The 16,432-nt window shown below is 69.0% G+C and carries 18 protein-coding genes; 7 read left to right on the forward strand and 11 right to left on the reverse strand.

Features of this window, described 5'->3' with window-relative positions; translation table 11 throughout:
• Nucleotides 1–2: 2 nt before the first annotated feature.
• On the reverse strand, nt 3–1,628 hold the full coding sequence (locus TFU_RS04725; RefSeq protein WP_011291395.1) for a carboxyl transferase domain-containing protein: 1,626 nt from the start codon (nt 1,626–1,628) through the stop codon (nt 3–5).
• Nucleotides 1,629–1,727: 99 nt separating this feature from the next.
• Between TFU_RS04725 and TFU_RS04730 the strand changes: the two genes are divergently transcribed.
• Entirely contained in the window at nt 1,728–2,300 is a 573-nt protein-coding gene (locus tag TFU_RS04730; protein ID WP_011291396.1) for an SACE_7040 family transcriptional regulator, read from the forward strand.
• Nucleotides 2,301–2,376: 76 nt separating this feature from the next.
• The gene (locus TFU_RS04735) at nt 2,377–3,732 is read left to right on the forward strand and encodes an NAD(P)/FAD-dependent oxidoreductase (protein ID WP_011291397.1); all 1,356 of its coding nucleotides are present in this window, start codon (nt 2,377–2,379) and stop codon (nt 3,730–3,732) included.
• An 86-nt stretch (nt 3,733–3,818) separates the two neighbouring features.
• On the opposite strand, the gene TFU_RS04740 is transcribed toward TFU_RS04735, so the two are convergent.
• From TFU_RS04740 to TFU_RS04750, 3 genes are all read right to left on the reverse strand, one after another.
• Nucleotides 3,819–4,025 carry a heavy-metal-associated domain-containing protein gene (locus TFU_RS04740; RefSeq protein WP_011291398.1) on the reverse strand — a complete coding sequence of 69 codons (207 nt, stop codon included), beginning with the start codon at nt 4,023–4,025 and terminating at the stop codon, nt 3,819–3,821.
• Between the two features lie 36 nt (nt 4,026–4,061).
• Nucleotides 4,062–4,349, reverse strand: coding sequence for a metal-sensitive transcriptional regulator (locus TFU_RS04745; protein ID WP_011291399.1), 288 nt, complete (start codon nt 4,347–4,349; stop codon nt 4,062–4,064).
• Nucleotides 4,350–4,450: 101 nt separating this feature from the next.
• Nucleotides 4,451–5,095, reverse strand: coding sequence for a hypothetical protein (locus TFU_RS04750; RefSeq protein WP_011291400.1), 645 nt, complete (start codon nt 5,093–5,095; stop codon nt 4,451–4,453).
• Between the two features lie 188 nt (nt 5,096–5,283).
• Between TFU_RS04750 and TFU_RS04755 the strand changes: the two genes are divergently transcribed.
• From TFU_RS04755 to TFU_RS04765, 3 genes are all read left to right on the forward strand, one after another.
• Nucleotides 5,284–5,538, forward strand: coding sequence for a DUF2630 family protein (locus tag TFU_RS04755; RefSeq protein ID WP_016188427.1), 255 nt, complete (start codon nt 5,284–5,286; stop codon nt 5,536–5,538).
• Nucleotides 5,539–5,652: 114 nt separating this feature from the next.
• The gene (locus TFU_RS04760; protein ID WP_011291402.1) at nt 5,653–6,315 is read left to right on the forward strand and encodes a DUF4126 domain-containing protein; all 663 of its coding nucleotides are present in this window, start codon (nt 5,653–5,655) and stop codon (nt 6,313–6,315) included.
• Nucleotides 6,316–6,367: 52 nt separating this feature from the next.
• Complete coding sequence (locus tag TFU_RS04765) at nt 6,368–7,021, forward strand: HAD family hydrolase (protein WP_370492494.1); 654 nt, start codon at nt 6,368–6,370, stop codon at nt 7,019–7,021.
• Nucleotides 7,022–7,102: 81 nt separating this feature from the next.
• Here the strand turns inward: TFU_RS04765 and TFU_RS04770 are convergent, their stop codons facing one another.
• From TFU_RS04770 to TFU_RS04795, 6 genes are all read right to left on the reverse strand, one after another.
• Complete coding sequence (locus TFU_RS04770) at nt 7,103–7,717, reverse strand: superoxide dismutase (RefSeq protein ID WP_011291404.1); 615 nt, start codon at nt 7,715–7,717, stop codon at nt 7,103–7,105.
• A gap of 293 nt (nt 7,718–8,010) precedes the next feature.
• Nucleotides 8,011–8,466 carry a MaoC family dehydratase gene (locus TFU_RS04775; protein ID WP_011291405.1) on the reverse strand — a complete coding sequence of 152 codons (456 nt, stop codon included), beginning with the start codon at nt 8,464–8,466 and terminating at the stop codon, nt 8,011–8,013.
• 151 nt (nt 8,467–8,617) lie between these two features.
• A complete protein-coding gene (locus TFU_RS04780) occupies nt 8,618–8,989 on the reverse strand; it encodes a hypothetical protein (protein ID WP_011291406.1) in 372 nt (123 codons plus the stop codon).
• Nucleotides 8,990–9,394: 405 nt separating this feature from the next.
• Nucleotides 9,395–10,525, reverse strand: a complete 1,131-nt coding sequence (locus tag TFU_RS04785) for an enolase C-terminal domain-like protein (protein ID WP_011291407.1) — start codon at nt 10,523–10,525, stop codon at nt 9,395–9,397.
• A gap of 137 nt (nt 10,526–10,662) precedes the next feature.
• Nucleotides 10,663–11,784 carry an alanine dehydrogenase gene (gene ald, locus TFU_RS04790; protein WP_011291408.1) on the reverse strand — a complete coding sequence of 374 codons (1,122 nt, stop codon included), beginning with the start codon at nt 11,782–11,784 and terminating at the stop codon, nt 10,663–10,665.
• Nucleotides 11,785–11,897: 113 nt separating this feature from the next.
• Complete coding sequence (locus tag TFU_RS04795; protein ID WP_041427795.1) at nt 11,898–13,193, reverse strand: amidohydrolase family protein; 1,296 nt, start codon at nt 13,191–13,193, stop codon at nt 11,898–11,900.
• A gap of 297 nt (nt 13,194–13,490) precedes the next feature.
• Here TFU_RS04795 and TFU_RS16290 point away from each other — a divergent pair, with 297 nt between their 5' ends.
• Nucleotides 13,491–13,625, forward strand: coding sequence for a hypothetical protein (locus tag TFU_RS16290; RefSeq protein WP_255266129.1), 135 nt, complete (start codon nt 13,491–13,493; stop codon nt 13,623–13,625).
• 54 nt (nt 13,626–13,679) lie between these two features.
• Nucleotides 13,680–15,734 carry a cytochrome c oxidase assembly protein gene (locus TFU_RS04800; protein WP_041427798.1) on the forward strand — a complete coding sequence of 685 codons (2,055 nt, stop codon included), beginning with the start codon at nt 13,680–13,682 and terminating at the stop codon, nt 15,732–15,734.
• A gap of 264 nt (nt 15,735–15,998) precedes the next feature.
• On the opposite strand, the gene TFU_RS04805 is transcribed toward TFU_RS04800, so the two are convergent.
• Nucleotides 15,999–16,409: a hypothetical protein gene (locus TFU_RS04805; protein WP_011291411.1), complete on the reverse strand. Its 411-nt coding sequence runs from the start codon at nt 16,407–16,409 to the stop codon at nt 15,999–16,001.
• Nucleotides 16,410–16,432 lie beyond the last annotated feature (23 nt).

Below are 16,432 nucleotides of genomic sequence, written 5' to 3' on the forward strand. Positions count from 1 at the left end.
GGCTACATGCGGAAGACGCCGTAGCCCACCGGGTCGAGCGGGGCGTGGCGGGCGGCGGAGAGGGCGAGGGCGAGGACGGTGCGGGTGTCGACGGGGTCGATGACGCCGTCGTCCCACAGGCGCGCCGTGGAGTAGTAGGGGTTGCCTTGCTCTTCGTAGCGCGCCCGGATGGGGGCTTTGAACGCTTCTTCCTCTTCAGCGGACCAGTCTTCGCCGCGTGCGGCTTTCTGGTCGCGGCGTACGGTGGCGAGCACGGAGGCGGCTTGTTCCCCGCCCATGACGGAGATGCGGGCGTTCGGCCACATCCACAGGAAGCGCGGCGAGTAGGCGCGCCCGCACATGCTGTAGTTTCCGGCGCCGAAGGAGCCGCCGATGATGACGGTGAATTTGGGGACGCGGGCGCAGGCGACGGCGGTGACCATTTTCGCGCCGTGTTTGGCGATGCCGCCGGCTTCGTAGTCGCGGCCCACCATGAACCCGGAGATGTTCTGCAGGAAGACGAGGGGGATGGCGCGCCGGTCGCACAGTTCGATGAAGTGGGCGCCTTTGAGCGCGGATTCGGAGAACAGGATGCCGTTGTTGGCGATGATGCCGACGGGGTGGCCGTGCAGGTGCGCGAACCCGGTGACGAGGGTGGGCCCGTAGTCGGCTTTGAATTCGGTGAATTCGCTGGCGTCGACGAGCCGTGCGATGACTTCCCGCACGTCGTAGGGGGTGCGGGTGTCGGTGGGGATGATGCCGTACAGTTCCGCGGGGTCGGCTGCGGGGGGCCGGGGTTCGCGCACGTCCCAGGCGGGTGCGGGCCGCGGGCCGAGGGTGGCGACGATGCGGCGGACGATGGCGAGGGCGTGTGCGTCGTCGTCGGCGATGTGGTCGACGACTCCGGAGACGCGGGCGTGGACGTCGCCGCCGCCGAGTTCTTCCGCGGTGACGACTTCGCCGGTGGCGGCTTTCACGAGCGGGGGCCCGCCGAGGAAAATGGTGCCTTGGTTGCGGACGATGACGGCTTCGTCGCTCATGGCGGGCACGTAGGCGCCGCCGGCAGTGCAGGAGCCGAGGACCGCGGCGATCTGCGGGATGCCGCGCTGCGACATGGTGGCCTGGTTGTAGAAGATGCGGCCGAAGTGGTCGCGGTCGGGGAAGACTTCGTCCTGCATGGGCAGGAACGCGCCGCCGGAGTCGACGAGGTAGATGCACGGCAGGTGGTTGTGCAGGGCGACTTCTTGGGCGCGGAGGTGTTTTTTGACGGTCATCGGATAGTAGCTGCCGCCTTTGACGGTGGCGTCGTTGGCGACGATGACGGTTTCGCGTCCGGAGACGCGTCCGATGCCGGTGATGATCCCTGCGGCGGGTGCGTCGTTCCCGTCGGGGCCGTACATGCCGTGGGCGGCGAGCGGGGAGAGTTCGAGGAAGGGCGTGCCCGGGTCGAGGAGGGCGTCGATCCGTTCGCGGGCGAGGAGTTTGCCGCGGGCTTTGTGGCGTTCGCGGGCGTGCGGGGGCCCGCCGCGGGCCGCGTCGGCCAGGCGGCGGCGGAGTTCCGCGGCGAGGGCGCGGTTGGTTTCGGCGTTGGCGTGGAAGGCGGGGCTGGTCGGGTCGATAGCGGAGGTGAGTGTGGCCGTCCCGCTCATGGTTCCTCCCCCTCCGATGTTAATGAGCATTAACAGGACCGATGTTAATACTTGCTAACATTGGCGTCCAGGATTTGGGGACCATTCGGGAGGTCACGCGTGCGTACCCGCGGGGGAGACCGTCGGGCAGCGATCCTGCGTGCGGCCGCTGAGCTGTTCGCCGCCCGTGGTTTTCGCAGCGTGTCCATCGAGGACTTGGGACGCGCTGTCGGCACGACCGGTCCCGCGCTCTACCGCCATTTCCCCGGCAAGGAAGCGCTGCTGGCGGAGGTGCTGCTCGACATCAGCGAACGGCTGCTGCGCCAGGGCACCGAGCACGTGGCCGCCCACCCGGATCCGAACGACGCGTTGGATGCGCTGCTCCGCGGCCATATCGCTTTCGCACTGGCCGAACCGGCGCTCATCACGGTGCACGACCGGGAACTGCTGCACGTGCCCGAAGAGCCGCGCCGGAAGATCCGCCGCCTCCAGCGCGCCTACCTGGAACAGTGGGTGGACGTCCTGGCCGCGGTGCGTCCCACCACCCCCACGCCGGTGCTGCGCACCGCGGTGCACGCCACGTTCGGCCTGCTCAACTCGACCCCGCACAGCGCGGGGGAACTGGACCGGGACCATCTGGCCGAGCTGCTGTTCACGATGGCCCGCACGGCACTGCTCGCCGCGGGGAAGTAGTCCGCGGGCGTGTTTGGCGCCCTAGTCCACGGGCAGCGGGAAGGGCGAGCAGACGCCTGACAGGGGAGGTCCGACGATGGCACGGCCGCGCATCGTCGTGGTCGGCGCGGGTTTTGCGGGTCTGACCGCGCTGCGCCGACTCGAACAGAGGATTCCGGAAGGCAAGGCCGAGATCGTACTCGTCGCACCCAACGACTACATGCTCTACCAGCCGCTGCTGCCCCAAGTGGCGTCCGGCCTGCTGACCCCGCAGTCGATCGCTGTCTCTCTGCACCGGCAACTGCACCGCACCCACATCATTCCGGGGATCGCCGTCGGCTTGGACACGGACCGGAACACGGTGGTGGTCCGCAAGATCTCCGGCGAGTACTCCTATGAGCGCTACGACCGGCTGATTCTGGCGCCCGGCAGCGTGACCCGGACGTTCAACATCCCCGGGCTGATCGAGCACGCCCGCGGCAACAAGAACCTGGCCGAGGCGGTGTACTTGCGCGACCACGTGCTGGCCCAGCTGGAGTTGGCGAACGCCAGCGACGACCCGGCGGAGCGCGACGAGCGGTGCACGTTCATCGTGGTGGGCGGCGGCTACACAGGGGTGGAGACCGCGGCGTCCTTGGAGCTGCTGTGCGAGGCAGCGTGCAAGCAGTATCCGAAGCTGCGCCCGCACATCCAGTGGCACGTAGTGGACATCGCCCCCCGCTTGATGCCGGAGCTGGGCGAGCATCTGGGGCAGAAGACGATGGAGCTGCTGCGCCAGCGCGGGATCGAAGTGTCGCTGGGGGTGTCGGTCCGCGAGGTGACCGAGGACAAGGTGACGTTGACCGACGACCGGGTGCTGCCGTGCCGCACGTTGATCTGGACGGCGGGCACTGCGCCGAGCCCGCTGATCGCGGCGACCGGGCTGCCCACGGAACGCGGGAAGCTCTCGGTGGGCGCGGACTTGTCGGTGCCCGGGCATCCGGAGATTTTCGGGATCGGTGATTCCGCCGCCGTCCCCGATTTGAGCAAGGGCGAGGACGGGGCGCTGTGCCCGCCTACCGCCCAGCACGCGTCCACCCAGGGGCCGGTGGCGGCCGACAACGTGATTGCTTCGCTGCTGGGCCGGTCGACGAAGCACTACTACTACCGGGACCGCGGCCTGCTCGTGGATTTGAGCGGCCGGGACGCGGTGGCCCGCCCCTTCGGGGTGGAGTTCAACGGGACCGCGGCCTTGGCGTTGACCCGGGCCTACCACTTGTATTCGCTGCCGTCGGGACCGGCCCGGATGCGGGTGGCCGCCAACTGGCTGATCCAGGCGCTGCTGGGCTGCGACGTGTCCCGCCTGGGGTTCCTCAACCGCAGCGTGGAGACGCTGGTGGACGTGGAGGAGTACTCCCGCTACCTCAAACCCGAGCAGGCCAAGGAGCGGGTGGGGCTGGCCGTGGGCGGATAGCCGCCCCACTGCCGTGGTCCGGTACGGCGGGGCACTCGGGTGTGCGGTGCCAGGTGCTGCGGCCGCCGTACCGGAGCGGGCCGGGGTCAGGCGACGACTTCGTAGCCTGCTTCCGCTACCGCGGCGCGGATCTGCTCGTCGCTGAGCGGGGCCGTGCTGTCGATTTCGACCCGCCCGCTCTCCAGGTCCACCCGCACGTCGGTCACCCCGGGCAGTTCGCTGATTTCTTCCTTCACCGAGCTCACGCAGTGCCCGCAGGTCATGCCGGTGACGGTGATGGTGGTACTGGCCATGGTGACCCTCGTCTCTTGGTCGGTGTCCACAAACGGTCAGGAGCGGACCAGTCGGGCGATCGCTTCGGACGCTTCGCGGACCTTCGTTTCGGCTTCGCGGCCGCCGTTGGCGAGGGCGTTGGCCACGCAGTGGTGGAGGTGCTCCTCGAGGAGCGACAGGGCAAAGGATTGGAGCGCCTTCGTTACCGCGGAGGTCTGGGTGAGGATGTCGATGCAGTAGGCGTCGTCCTCGACCATCCGCTGGAGGCCGCGTACTTGTCCTTCGATCCGGCGGAGCCGGTTGAGGTGCTGCCGCTTGTTGTCGTGGTAGCCGTAGGCGGCCATCGCGGTGTTCTCCTGTCGACTGGTCGCTTCCTCGAACAATGATACCCCCCACGGGTATTTCCGGGGTGGGGCGGACGGACCGGGAGCCCAGGCTTCCCGGCTCATTGCTGCTGGTTGTCGCGGTCGCTGGGAGCCGGGCGGGCCGGGCGCAGGCCGAGGCGGCGCAGCTCGAGGGCGGCGAGTTCCGCCACGACCCGCTCGTCTCCGGAGCGCCACGCCTCCGCCGGGTCGTCGTGGAGGCGGCACAGCGCGGGCACGGGCGCGGCGGTCAGGGCGCGCAGCGCGAGCAGGCGGGTCCCGGCCTCGCCGGGAAGCCGGGTGAGCTGCCGGGCCTGGCTGGCCTGCCGGATCCAGCGGAGCCGGACGGGCAGCCAGGCGCCGAGCGCGACCGCGACCGCCAGCACCGCGACAGCCACCGCGGTGAGCAGGGCGAATTCCGCCGCGGTCTGCTGGAGTCCTGTTCCGGCGGCGCTGAGGTCGTCCCCGGTCGCTTCCAGCCGGGCCAGGGGCGCGGCCAGGTCGTCGCCGACGAACGGCACGTTCCGCGCTGCTTCGGCTGCGCTGGCCATGTGGCTGGCGAGGCCGTCGCCCGCGTCGTGGAGGAGGACGCCGGGGCGGGCGAGCGCCGCCAGGGCCCGGTGCAGCGCGACCGCAGTCCACACTCCGAGCGCGATCCAGGCGAGCGCGAGCAGGTCGCCGCCGAGTTGCAGGGCACGGCGCAGGGGACGGTCAGCGTAGATCGTCATGGGGCTCCCAGAGAACAGCGATCAGGGGGTGTCGGACGATACAGGTGTGTCCGGCGTCGACAGTGGGTGTTCCCCCGCCCGCCGCAGCCAATCCGGCGTTCCGGGCATACCTCCGCATACCGTCAATGACCTGCAAAACGTGGCGTGGTGGGCTTGTATGCCGGAGCGCACGGGCTGAGCATGGGGGCATGAACGGACAGCACACTCGTGAAGAGGAGCTCATCCGGCAGATCGGGGAGCTGGTCACCGAGGAGCGTGCGCTGCGGCAGCAGCCCGGGCACCGGTTGAGCGCCGCCGAGTACGAGCGGATCAAACAGGTGGAGCGCGCGTTGGACCAGTGCTGGGATCTGCTGCGCCAACGGCGGGCGAAAGAGGAGTTCGGCGAAAATCCCGACGAAGCGCGCCCGCGCTCTATTTCCCAGGTCGAAGAGTACCAACAGTAATCTTCATGGAATTCGCGGTGTACGGGGAAAACCTCAGCAAAGTAATCCGCGTCTCATCGGCTGAAAGATCCCCTTACGTCTCCTCGCGAGGCGACGGAAGAAAAGGCACCGTGAGTGGAAATACTGACCGGAATTGGCCTGTCATCGTCGGCCGGCCTGAACGCTTACGTTCCTCTCCTGGTGGCGGGGCTGCTTTCCCGCTACACCGATCTACTGTCGCTTGGTCCTTCCTGGCAGTGGCTGGAAAGCCCGTGGACACTGGGAATTCTGGCTGTCCTGCTGATTGTTGAACTGTGCGCGGACAAGATCCCCGCGTTGGACCACATCAACGACATCATCCAGACCGTGGTGCGCCCCACTTCCGGCGGCATTGTCTTCGGTGCGAGCGGAAGCGCGGTACTGGGGGAGCCCGAGGTCGCGGGTGATGCGGCTGCGGCCAGTGTCGGGGGAGACGTCAGCGTGTGGCTGGCGGTTGTCGGTGCGGCGATCGCCCTCTTCTTCCATTTGATGAAGGCCGCGATCCGCCTGCTGGTCAACATGCTCAGCGTCGGAGTCGGCGCGCCGGTGCTCAGCACGATGGAGGACGCCGCCAGTGTGGCGATGGCGATCCTCGCCGTGCTGCTGCCGGTCCTGGTCGTCATCGCGGTCGTGGCCACGGCCGGGCTCGGGATCTGGCTGCTGGTGCGGTTGCGCCGTCGGCGCAAGCAGAAGAAGGCGGAGAAGGCGGCGCAGCAGGACCACCAGCAATGGCCGGAGGCGCAGCAGCCGCACGCCTAGCCCGGTGACAGCGGAAGCTTAGAGTACAGGTGTGGTAGAGCAATCCCTGAGTGTGCGCAACGGTATCCGACACATCGTCTGGGACTGGAACGGTACGCTTCTCGACGACAATCACGCCAATCTCGCCGCGGCCAACCACGTGTGCGAGATGTTCGGCGTGCCGCCGATGACGTTGGAGGACTGGCGGAAGATCTTCCGCCGCCCTCTGGTCCCGTTCTACGAGGAGCTGTTGGGCCGTCCGCTGAGCGATGAGGAATGGCAGCGGCTGGACGCCGCCTACAACAGCTACTATCAGCGGCTCCTGCCGTCCTGCCGGCTCGCTGACGGTGCGGTGGACACGTTGCACCAGTGGCGTCGCGCGGGCGGTACGCAGTCGCTGCTGTCCATGGCCGCCCACGACCACCTGGTTCCGGTGATCACCGAGTTCGGCCTGGTGTCGCACTTCACCCGGGTGGACGGGCGGCAGCGGACCACCGACGCCGATTCGAAGGCCGAGTACCTGGCTGCCCACTTGGACGCCCAGGGCATCGACCCGGCCACGGTGGTGCTCATCGGGGATATCGACGATGACGCGCACGCGGCCCGCATGGTGGGCGCCAAAGCGGTTCTGGTGGCCACGGGGCTGATGAGCAGGGAACGGCTGGAAGCCACCGGGCACCCGGTTGCTGATTCGCTCACCGAGGCGGTGCAGCTCGTGCACGGCTGAGGCGGGCGAGCATGGCAACGGGGCGGCACCCGTGGTGGGCGCCGCCCCGCAGCATGTGTGGCGACGTGGAACCGACTGGGGTCAGCCGAGGGCGACCTTGCGGGCGTCCTCGAACCGCTTGGCCACGTCGGCCCAGTTCACCACGTTCCAGAACGCCTTCACGTAGTCGGCCTTGACGTTCTTGTACTGCAGGTAGAAGGCGTGCTCCCACATGTCGAGCATGAGCAGCGGGTAGGAGCCGGCAGCCAGGTTGCCCTGGTGGTCGTAGAGCTGCTCGATGATGAGCCGCTGGCCGAGGATGTCCCAGGCGAGGATCGCCCAGCCCGAGCCCTGGATGCCGGTGGCGGCGGCACTGAAGTGGGCGCGGAAGGCGTCGAAGGATCCGAAGGCGTCGTCGATGGCAGCGCCGAGCTCGCCTTCCGGCTTGTCGCCGCCGTCCGGCGACAGGTTCGGCCAGAACACGGTGTGGTTGACGTGGCCGGCCAGGTTGAAGGCGAGGTTCTTCTGCAGCAGGTTGACCTTGCTCAGGTCGCCCTTCTCCCGGGCCTCCGCCAGCTGCTCCAGAGCGTCGTTGGCGCCCTTGACGTAGGCGGCGTGGTGCTTGTCGTGGTGCAGCTCCATGATCTCGCCCGAGATCCACGGCTCCAGAGCGGAGTAGTCGTAGGGCAGTTCAGGAAGCGTGTACGGCGCGGACATCTACGCACCTTTCAATCTCTAGAGATCTGACAGTTGACCCCTGCGAAAGCTCGCTGAACAGAAAACTATCAGCCCACGGGAGTTCTGTTCGGTATCGCCTCTGCCACAGGGGTTTTCGACGGTTGCGACCCGCCTTCGCCCTTCGCTACCCGCTGTGGTTTTCCTCATGCGTACGCCCGCGTTGAGCTGGCTTTTCCGGACGGCTGTCCGGTTGCGGCCAGGCGGCGGCCCGGGGAGTGTATCCCCGTGGTCGCCGGGGCGGCCGCAGGGGTGCGGCCACCCCCGGGGCCTGGCTAGGGGACGACGAGGCTGAGCGCTTCGGCGACGAGCGCGGGCCGGTCTTCCCCGTCGATTTCGACCTCGTGCCGCATGGTGAGCAGGATGCCTTTGGGGGTTTCTTTGGCTTCGGCGAGTTCGAGGCTGTCGCGGATGCGGGAGCCCACCCGCACCGGTTGGAGGAAGCGGACTTTGTTGAGCCCGTAGTTGATGGCCATGGCAGGGGATTTCTGCAGCCGGTAGATCTGCCAGGCGAACATGGGCAGCAGGGACAGGGTGAGGAAGCCGTGGGCGATGGTGCTGCCGAACGGTCCGGCAGCGGCGCGTTCCACGTCGACGTGGATCCACTGGTGGTCGCCGGTGGCGTCGGCGAAGGTGTTGATCTGGTCTTGGGTGACGGTGTGCCACGGGCTGTGTCCCAGGTGGCTGCCTTGCGCGGCGGCGAGCGCGTGGATGTCGGCGAATTCTCGCATGCGTGCTGCGCCCCTTTCTCAGTCCGGTCGGCACCCCACCACGAGGAACCGACTGGTTGGTATGGCTTGGGGATTACAGTACCGCCCCGCGAACGGGGACGGGCCGGACGCTCCCCGCTTGCGGGGCGGAGGGTGCCGCGGGCCCCGCAGCCTAGCCGTAGAGCAGCTCTTCCAGGCGGCGCTGGGGCACTTCCAGGTATTGGGCGATGTCGGGCAGGGACAGGCCCGCCTCGGTGAGGCCCTGCACGATCTCCCGCACTTTGACCGTGGCGATGCGGGTGGCTTCGTCAGCCATGTGCACCGCCCGCCGCGCCTCTACTGCGAGCTGGTCGAGATCCTTGTTCACCTGGGGCTGCAAGTCGATGTGGACGGTGCGCTCGTCCAAAGAGAGCTGGGCGCAGACGAACTCCTTGGCTCGTGCGGAGGCTTCGACCAAGGAGGGCGACCAGGTGACCCCCACATCGGCGACCTGGAGCTCCCAGCCGTTCTCCCATTTGCGGGCGTGCACCTCGTACAGAGCCACCGATCTTCCTTTCCGTGGATGCGTGGGTGTGGCTGTCACCCACGGGGTGTGCGGGCAGTGACGCCACCACGAAAGTGCAGCAGCGCGGCTCTCGGCACAAGAGCATTCATAAAGATCTCATCATCAGACGCCCGCCAGGGGATTGGGGCGGTTTTCCACAGCCTCGCGTTGTCCAGCGGGAAAGCTACTGGACAGTGGCCTCAACCGGCCACGCAGCCCACGGGGGAGAACCGGATTGCGTAATGTCCGTAATCTTTTTCTGGTCCTGCCGCGACCAACGCCCGCGCCGCAGTTTCCCACCAGGATCAACAGGGTGTGCCGCGGAGAGCGGCCCGCTGCTGTCCGCGGCGTGGCTGGGCCTGCGCCGCAGGGTTTCGGTCACGGCCCGGCAGGGCGGGCACCCGCTCAGGCGAGGGAGCCCACCGACGCCGAACGCACCGTCAACGTGTCCACGGTCCGCTGGTCCACTTCGTGGCCGAGCCCCGGCTGGGTGAGCGGCACCGCCACCACCCCGTCGTGGGAGCGCACCGTGGGGGAGACCAGGTCAGGCACGAACCGTTCCCCGGCAGGCGGCATCTCGCACGGCAGGGTGGTGCCGGGGAGGGTGGCCAGGGCGACGACCGCGGCCCTGCCCAACCCCGATTCCTGGTCGGAGCCGCACCACACCTGCCATCCCGCGTCCACGGCCCGGTCGTGGGCCCGCCGGGCCTGGGTGATCCCGCCCATGCGGACGATCCGCAGGTTCAGCGCGGACGCTGCTTCCATGCGGATCGCCTCGTCCAACCGTTCCAGGGAGTCCACCGAGTCGTCCAGCGCCACCGGGGTGCGCAGGCTGCGGTTCAACCGGGCGTGCGCGGCCAGGTCCCCGGCAGGGAAGGGCTGTTCGATCGCGAGCAGGCCGTAGTCGTCGAGGGAGCGCAACGCGTCCAAGTGCTCCGGGCTTTCGGTGTAGCGGCCGCCTCCGTCGACTTGCAGCACAAGCGACGGGTACGCCTCCCGGACGGCACGCACCGCCTCCACGTCCCAGCCGGGGCGGATGTGCAGCCGCACCCGCTTGTATCCCGCACCGACCTGCCGGTTCACTTCCTGGACCAGGAGTTCGAGGGAGGGCTGCGGTCCCAGGGTGACTCCGGCGGTGACTGCGGTGCGCACCCCGCCGAGCGCGTGCGCGAGCGGAATGCCGCGCTGCCGGCTCCACAAGTCCCAGCAGGCAGTGTCCAACGCGGCAGCCACGGCAGGCCGGGGAGCAAGGGGCTGCCAAGCGGCTGCAGCCTCAGTGGGACGCTGCCAGCGGTGCCCCACGAGAGCGGGGGCGTACTCGTCCACCAGGGCATCCCACAGGTCGCGGTCGGCGCGCGGAATCTCTCCCCAACCGCTCGCCCCGGTGTCGTCCCGCACCCGGACCAGGATGTGCCGCACGAAGCGGTCGGACTCGCCGGGGGACCGCTGCGGCCGGGGCCGCGTCAACGCCAGTCGGACGAGTCGGATTTCCACGGCCGCCACACGGGTAAGGGTCGTCGGCTCCGTGCGTGACACTGACCTGTCGCCTCCCACATACCGGGTCACGGCCGGGTGTCTGGCCGCTGTCCTGCACCATTGACGGTATCTGTTCTACCGGCCCGACCACTAGAGGAACGGCGGGGTGACGGAAAGACGGTGCCGCGGGGCAGGGGCTATCCCGCGGCCACGACTTCGGTGACGGTGCGCGCCGCCATCCCGTGGGCTTGGGCCACGGCCTCGTTGGTGAGTTCTCCCGCGAACGTGTTGAGGCCTGCGGCGAGCGCCGGGTCGTCGGCGAGCGCGTCCCGCCAGCCTTTGTTCGCCAGGGCCAGCGCGTAGCGCAGCGTGTCTTTGGTCAGCGCCTGCGTGGCCGTGGTGGGCACCGCGCCGGGCATGTTCGACACGCAGTAGAACACCGTGTTGTGCACCGGGTACGTGGGGTCGGAGTGGGTGGTGGGCCGCGAGTCGGCGAAGCAGCCGCCTTGGTCGACGGCGATGTCGACGAGCACGGTGCCGGGTTTCATCTGGGCGACCAGGTCGCTGCTGATCAGGGTGGGGGCTTTCGCGCCGGGGATGAGCACTGCTCCGATGATGAGGTCGGATTCCAGGGCGGTCCGTTCAATCTCGTAGGCGGTGGACGCCAGCGTCCGCACCCGGCCTTGGAACACGGCGTCCGCCCGGCGCAGTTTGGCGATGTCGATGTCGAGCAGGGTGACTTCCGCGCCCATGCCCGCCGCGACTTGGGCGGCGTTCATGCCGGAGACACCCGCGCCGAGCACCATGACTTTGGCGGGCCCCACACCGGGCACTCCGCCGAGCAGGACGCCGCGGCCGCCGTTGGAGCGCTGCAAGGCGGTCGCGCCGACTTGGGGGGCGAGCCGTCCCGCGATCTCCGACATGGGCGCCAACAGGGGCAGGGACCCGTCGGGAAGCTGCACGGTTTCGTAGGCAATCGCGGTGACTCCGTGCTTGAGGAGGGCTTCGGTGCAGTCCCGGGACGCCGCCAGGTGCAGGTAGGCGAAGAGCACTTGGCCGGGGCGGAGCCGGTGGTATTCCTCGGGGACGGGTTCTTTGACTTTGAGGACGAGGTCGGCCGCTCCCCACACTTCGTCGGCGCTGTCGATGATGCGGGCGCCCGCGGCCGCGTATTCGGCGTTGCTGATGGCCGAGCCGACACCGGCGTCGCGTTCGATGAGGACGTCGTGGCCGTGCCGGACGAGCTCCTGGACGCCGGCCGGGGTGATAGCTACTCGGTATTCATGGTCTTTGATTTCACGGGGCACGCCGACGCGCACGGTTCCTCCTCGGTGTCGAGCAGATGTGTTCCCCTACCGATCCCGGTGGCGCGTCCCACTTGTGGGGACGACGACCGGGGTCGCCGCCGCGCCGTGAGACTTCCGCGGTGCCCTTAGCGATAGGCGGACAGCAGGGGACCACCACGCGGCGAGGGGTCGTTGTCCGCGTCTGAAGGTACCGGGATACCGCACAGCCACGTACCGGTCACTCGGCCTTGCAGCCTCCTCCCCCGGTAGGGCCCTCCGTCGGATGCGGGCACCCGTTGGAAGGTGTCCGGTTCGAAAGCGACCAGGTCAGCGTCGTAGCCGACTTGGATGCGCCCTTTGGTGGCGAGTCCCATCAGCTCGGCGGGGCGTTGCGCGGTCCACTGGGTGAGTTCGGCGAGGCCGCAGCCGCGTTTCTGGGCTGCGGTCCACAGTGCGGGCAGGGTCCAGCGGATCGCGGAAATCCCGGTTCCCGGCCGGTTCCCGGAGCCGACCGAGTCGACGATGACGTCCCCGAAGGATTCCGCCCCGTGCAGGAGGGCGTTCCACAGTGCCTGGCGGTTGGCGTCGGACCGCAGCGGGGGACGGCACCGGTAGGAGGGGTCGGTGTCGGGTACGTGCTCGGCGGGCAGGCACAGGTAGTGCGGGCAGGTTTGGGCGCTGACGGGGATGCCGATGTCCCGGGCCGCGGCGAGGATGGCCGCGCATTCCGCGGCGACGAACGGGGAGATGTGGACGCGGGCCCCGCTGGAGCGGGCCGCGGCGAGCACCCGTTCCAGGCCGCGCCGTTCGGCGCGCGGCGGCCGCGCGGCAAGCAGCGCACTGTTGCCGGGGCCGACGACGGTGCCGAGTTCGTTGGCGTCTTCGGCGTGGACGACGATGGGCACGTCCATGGCGGCGACTTCCGCCATGCTCTTGCTGAGGTGGATGTCGTCGAGGGCGGGCAGGCCCATGAGTTCGTCGGACAGGGAGCAGGCGAAGCCGACGACCCCGTTGGCGCGCAGGTCGGCGAGTTCCGCGGAGCTGCTGCGCGGCGTGATCCCGCCGAGGAAGGCGACGTGGGTGGCGCTGTTGCTGGCTGAGGCGTGCAGGTGGGCGCGGAGCGCTTCGGTGGAGGTGATGGCGGGCTGGGCGGGCGCGGGGGCGACGACGAGGGTGGTGATGCCCCCGGCCGCGGCTGCCCGGGTCGTGCGGGCATACCCTTGCGACAGCAGTTGGCCGGGGGCTTGCACGGCAGCGTCGACGTCCACCATGCCGGGCAGGAGTGCGGTCTCACCGAGGTCGACTTCTTTCCGGCTGGGTAGGTCGTCGAAGTAGTCGGCGACGGCAGCGATGCGCCCGTCGGCGACGGCGACCGCTGCGGGACCCACACTCGTGGGAGTGACTGCGCGTCGGGATCGGATGACGAGATCGTATTGGCGCACTTGGCCCCCTTGTGTGGTTGTCGCCGACAGCCGCCCACGCCGGTGCCGCGGCCCGGCGTGGACGTCGGGTGGCGGCGTGGCCGGATGCCCCGCCCCCCTCCAGCAGGGCGCCGGCCAGGTGCCGCTCATGGCCATTGTCTCCACCAATCGGCTGTCGCGGGGGCTTTTCGCCATACTGAAGTTGAGTTTCTACGGTCCGTAATGGATTCTGAAAGTGGCGATACCGACACATACGGTACTTATGCGGGTGGATAACGACGGCGTGTAGTACTTCGTTTAGGCTTGTCGGCAAGGGTGGTGTCCGCACTGAAGGTGATGGCCTGGATTTTTGGTGACGCGGCCGAAATTGTTGTTCCGTGGCTGTGGGGAGCACTCGGAATCGTGGTCGGTGCGGGAATCGCCGCCGCGGTCATCCACCACCGCAAGACGTGAGGACAGAGCAAGTGACGACGGAGCGTGGGCGTGGCTTCCCCCAGTAATCAACGTGTGAGAACGAACGCGCTCGCCGCGGGCGAGACCCTCGTGCTGGTCGCTGCGGCTTCCGCAGCGGTCTGCCTGATCGCGCTGGTGCTCGCCATGCTGCTGGGCGGAGCCGGATACCCCCAGATCACGCCGGGGCTGCCGGATCCGGGAATGCTGACCCGCTGGGGGTTGCCGGTCGCGAAGACGGTGATGGACGTCTCCGCCGCGCTGACGTTCGGCCTGATCGTGCTCGCCGTGTTCCTGCTGCCGGTTGCGCGCAACGGCGAGCTGGGCGAGCAGGCGCAAGGCTATGTGCGCGCCGCCTCGTGGGCCGCCCTGGTGTGGGCGGGCGCGGCCGCAGCCACGCTGGTGTTCCAACTCTCCGACATTTTGGGCCGCCCGGTCGCGGAGATCGTCGGCAACGAGATCACCAGCTACGCGAGTTCGGTCCCGCAGGGGATCGGGCTGCTGTTGACGATCCTGGGCGCGCTGGGCGCCGCACTGATCGGCCGCGTGGTGGTGACCGCCACGGGCGCGGCACTGCTCAGCCTGCTGGTGCTGGTCGGCATGCTGCCGCCCCCGCTAACCGGGCACGCTTCTTCCGCGGGCAGCCATGAGATGGCGATCGTCGGCTTGTCGCTGCATGTGGCGTCGGTCGCCTTGTGGGTGGGCGGGCTGGCCGCCTTGTTCTTCCACGCGATGCGCGGCAGCGGCGAGCACGTGCCGACCGCGGTGCAGCGGTTCAGCACGATGGCGCTGTGGGCGTGGATCGGTGTGGCGCTGAGCGGCCTGGCGAGCGCGGCAAGCCGGCTGACGAGCGTGGCGAGCCTGTTCACCACCGCCTACGGCCAGGTGATGCTCGCCAAAGTGGCGGTCTTCGTCATCTTGGGTGCGCTGGGCTGGGTGCACCGCACCCGCACGGTCCCTCAGATCACCGAGGATTCGGGCCGCCGCCTGTTCCTGCGGTTCGCGGGCGTGGAAGTCGTGGTGATGGCGGCGGCGATGGGGTTGGCGGCCGCGTTGAGCCGCACCGCCCCGCCCCCGGACCTCAACCGGGCCACGGACGCGTTCCGCAACCTCACTGGGTTTTCCATGCCGCCGCCGATGAGCTTGCGGACCCTGCTCACCGAGTGGCGCCCCGACTTGTTCTTCATCCTGGTCATCGTGGCGCTGGGCGGCTTGTATGCGGCCGGGGTGATCCGGTTGCAGCGCCGCGGCGACTCCTGGCCGTGGGGGCGCACCGCCGCGTGGTTCGCGGGCCTGCTGGTGCTGGGCATCGCCTTGCTCACCGGTGTGGGCACCTACTCGTATGTGCTGTTCAGCATGCACATGGTGCAGCACATGGTGCTGTCGATGCTGGTGCCGATCCTGCTGGTGCTGGGCGCCCCGGCCACGCTGGCGCTGCGCGCGCTGCGCCCGGCGAAGCAGCGGGGGGACCGCGGCCCGCGGGAGTGGCTCACCGCGTTCCTGCACGGCTGGTATGCGCGCCTGGTGACGCACCCCGGGTTCGCCACCCCCATGTTCGTCATCAGCATCTACGCGCTGTATTTCACGCCGCTGTTCGGCACCCTGATGCAGGACCACTTGGGGCACGTGTTCATGAACGTGCACTTCCTGCTGTCGGGTTTCCTGTTCTACTGGATCATCATCGGGGTGGACCCGGCGCCGCGGAAGATCCCGTTCCTGCTGCGGATCGTGCTGCTGCTGGTGGCGATGGGCTTCCACGCGTTCTTCGGCGTGGCGATCATGATGAAGTCCGAGCCGCTCGGCATGGAGTACTACGGCCAGTTCGAGGTGCCGTGGCGGGACAGCCTCGCTGACGACCAGTACGCGGGCGGCGGCGTGGCGTGGGCGCTCGGCGAGATCCCGACGATGCTGGTGCTGATCGCGCTGGTGGTGCAGTGGGCGCGGGACGAGGAGCGCACGGAGCGCCGCCGCGAGCGGCACAGCCAGCGCGGCGGTTCGGAGGACGCCGACTTGGACGCGTACAACGCCTACCTGGCGTCGCTGCACCGCCGGACCAGCCAGCAGCAGGGCCAGCCGGGACCGGAGCAGCCGGAACAGGAACCGCAACCCTAGGAGGGGCGGGCCGCGGGCCTGCGTAAACGGGCAGACAGGCGAAGGGGGCCGCCCGCAGGGCGGCCCCCTTGGTGTGTGCGTGTCCCCGCATCCGGCGGGGACACCGGATGCGGGCGGAGTGCTGCGACGGCGAGGGGCGCGCCTGGCGGCGCAATAGCGCGGACCCACCCCCTCACCCAGGGTTGCCGCGCCCGGTGCCGCTCAGGACGCCTCAGGCCGTTTTCTCGGACGTGCCGGTGAGCCCGGGCGGTGCGGGAGCCCGGGTTAGACGAGGAGGAGTGCGGTGACGGCGCCGAGGACGCCGACGAGGACACAGGTGGCGAGCCCGCCCACGTAGAGGGTGGGCCCGGACAGTTGCGGGAGCGCTTTGGCTTGGGTGGCGCGCCGCGCCGCAATCGTGGAGAAGACGAGCGTGGAACCGAGGATGAGCAGGGCCGTGCACAGCGCCACGGTGAACGCGGACGCGAACCCGGCCTGGGGCACAGTGCTCAGCAGACGGCCCGCGGCCAGGGTGGGCAAGGCGAGAAGCAGCAGGGCGATGGCGATCCCGGAGACGAGACGCGGCCCGGTTTTGGTGGAACGGCCGATGAGGGTGAGCAGCAGTCCTTGCAGCGCAACGTTGAGTACGGCCCCGCCGAGGCCGAAGATCGCGATGGTGGTGAGCAGCGAAGTCATTGCATGATTGTCCCACTCTTGGA

This window comes from Thermobifida fusca YX, assembly GCF_000012405.1.
GTDB lineage: Bacteria > Actinomycetota > Actinomycetes > Streptosporangiales > Streptosporangiaceae > Thermobifida > Thermobifida fusca.

What these genes read in the sequence shown, in the direction of transcription:
- TFU_RS04735 (WP_011291397.1), top strand. Translation starts at nt 2,377, where the DNA reads ATGGCACGGCCGCGCATCGTCGTGGTCGGCGCGGGTTTTGCGGGTCTG.
- TFU_RS04805 (WP_011291411.1), bottom strand. Translation starts at nt 16,409, where the DNA reads ATGACTTCGCTGCTCACCACCATCGCGATCTTCGGCCTCGGCGGGGCC.
- TFU_RS04725 (WP_011291395.1), bottom strand. Translation starts at nt 1,628, where the DNA reads ATGAGCGGGACGGCCACACTCACCTCCGCTATCGACCCGACCAGCCCC.
- TFU_RS04750 (WP_011291400.1), bottom strand. Translation starts at nt 5,095, where the DNA reads ATGACGATCTACGCTGACCGTCCCCTGCGCCGTGCCCTGCAACTCGGC.
- TFU_RS04770 (WP_011291404.1), bottom strand. Translation starts at nt 7,717, where the DNA reads ATGTCCGCGCCGTACACGCTTCCTGAACTGCCCTACGACTACTCCGCT.
- TFU_RS04740 (WP_011291398.1), bottom strand. Translation starts at nt 4,025, where the DNA reads ATGGCCAGTACCACCATCACCGTCACCGGCATGACCTGCGGGCACTGC.
- TFU_RS04745 (WP_011291399.1), bottom strand. Translation starts at nt 4,349, where the DNA reads ATGGCCGCCTACGGCTACCACGACAACAAGCGGCAGCACCTCAACCGG.
- TFU_RS04755 (WP_016188427.1), top strand. Translation starts at nt 5,284, where the DNA reads ATGAACGGACAGCACACTCGTGAAGAGGAGCTCATCCGGCAGATCGGG.
- TFU_RS04775 (WP_011291405.1), bottom strand. Translation starts at nt 8,466, where the DNA reads ATGCGAGAATTCGCCGACATCCACGCGCTCGCCGCCGCGCAAGGCAGC.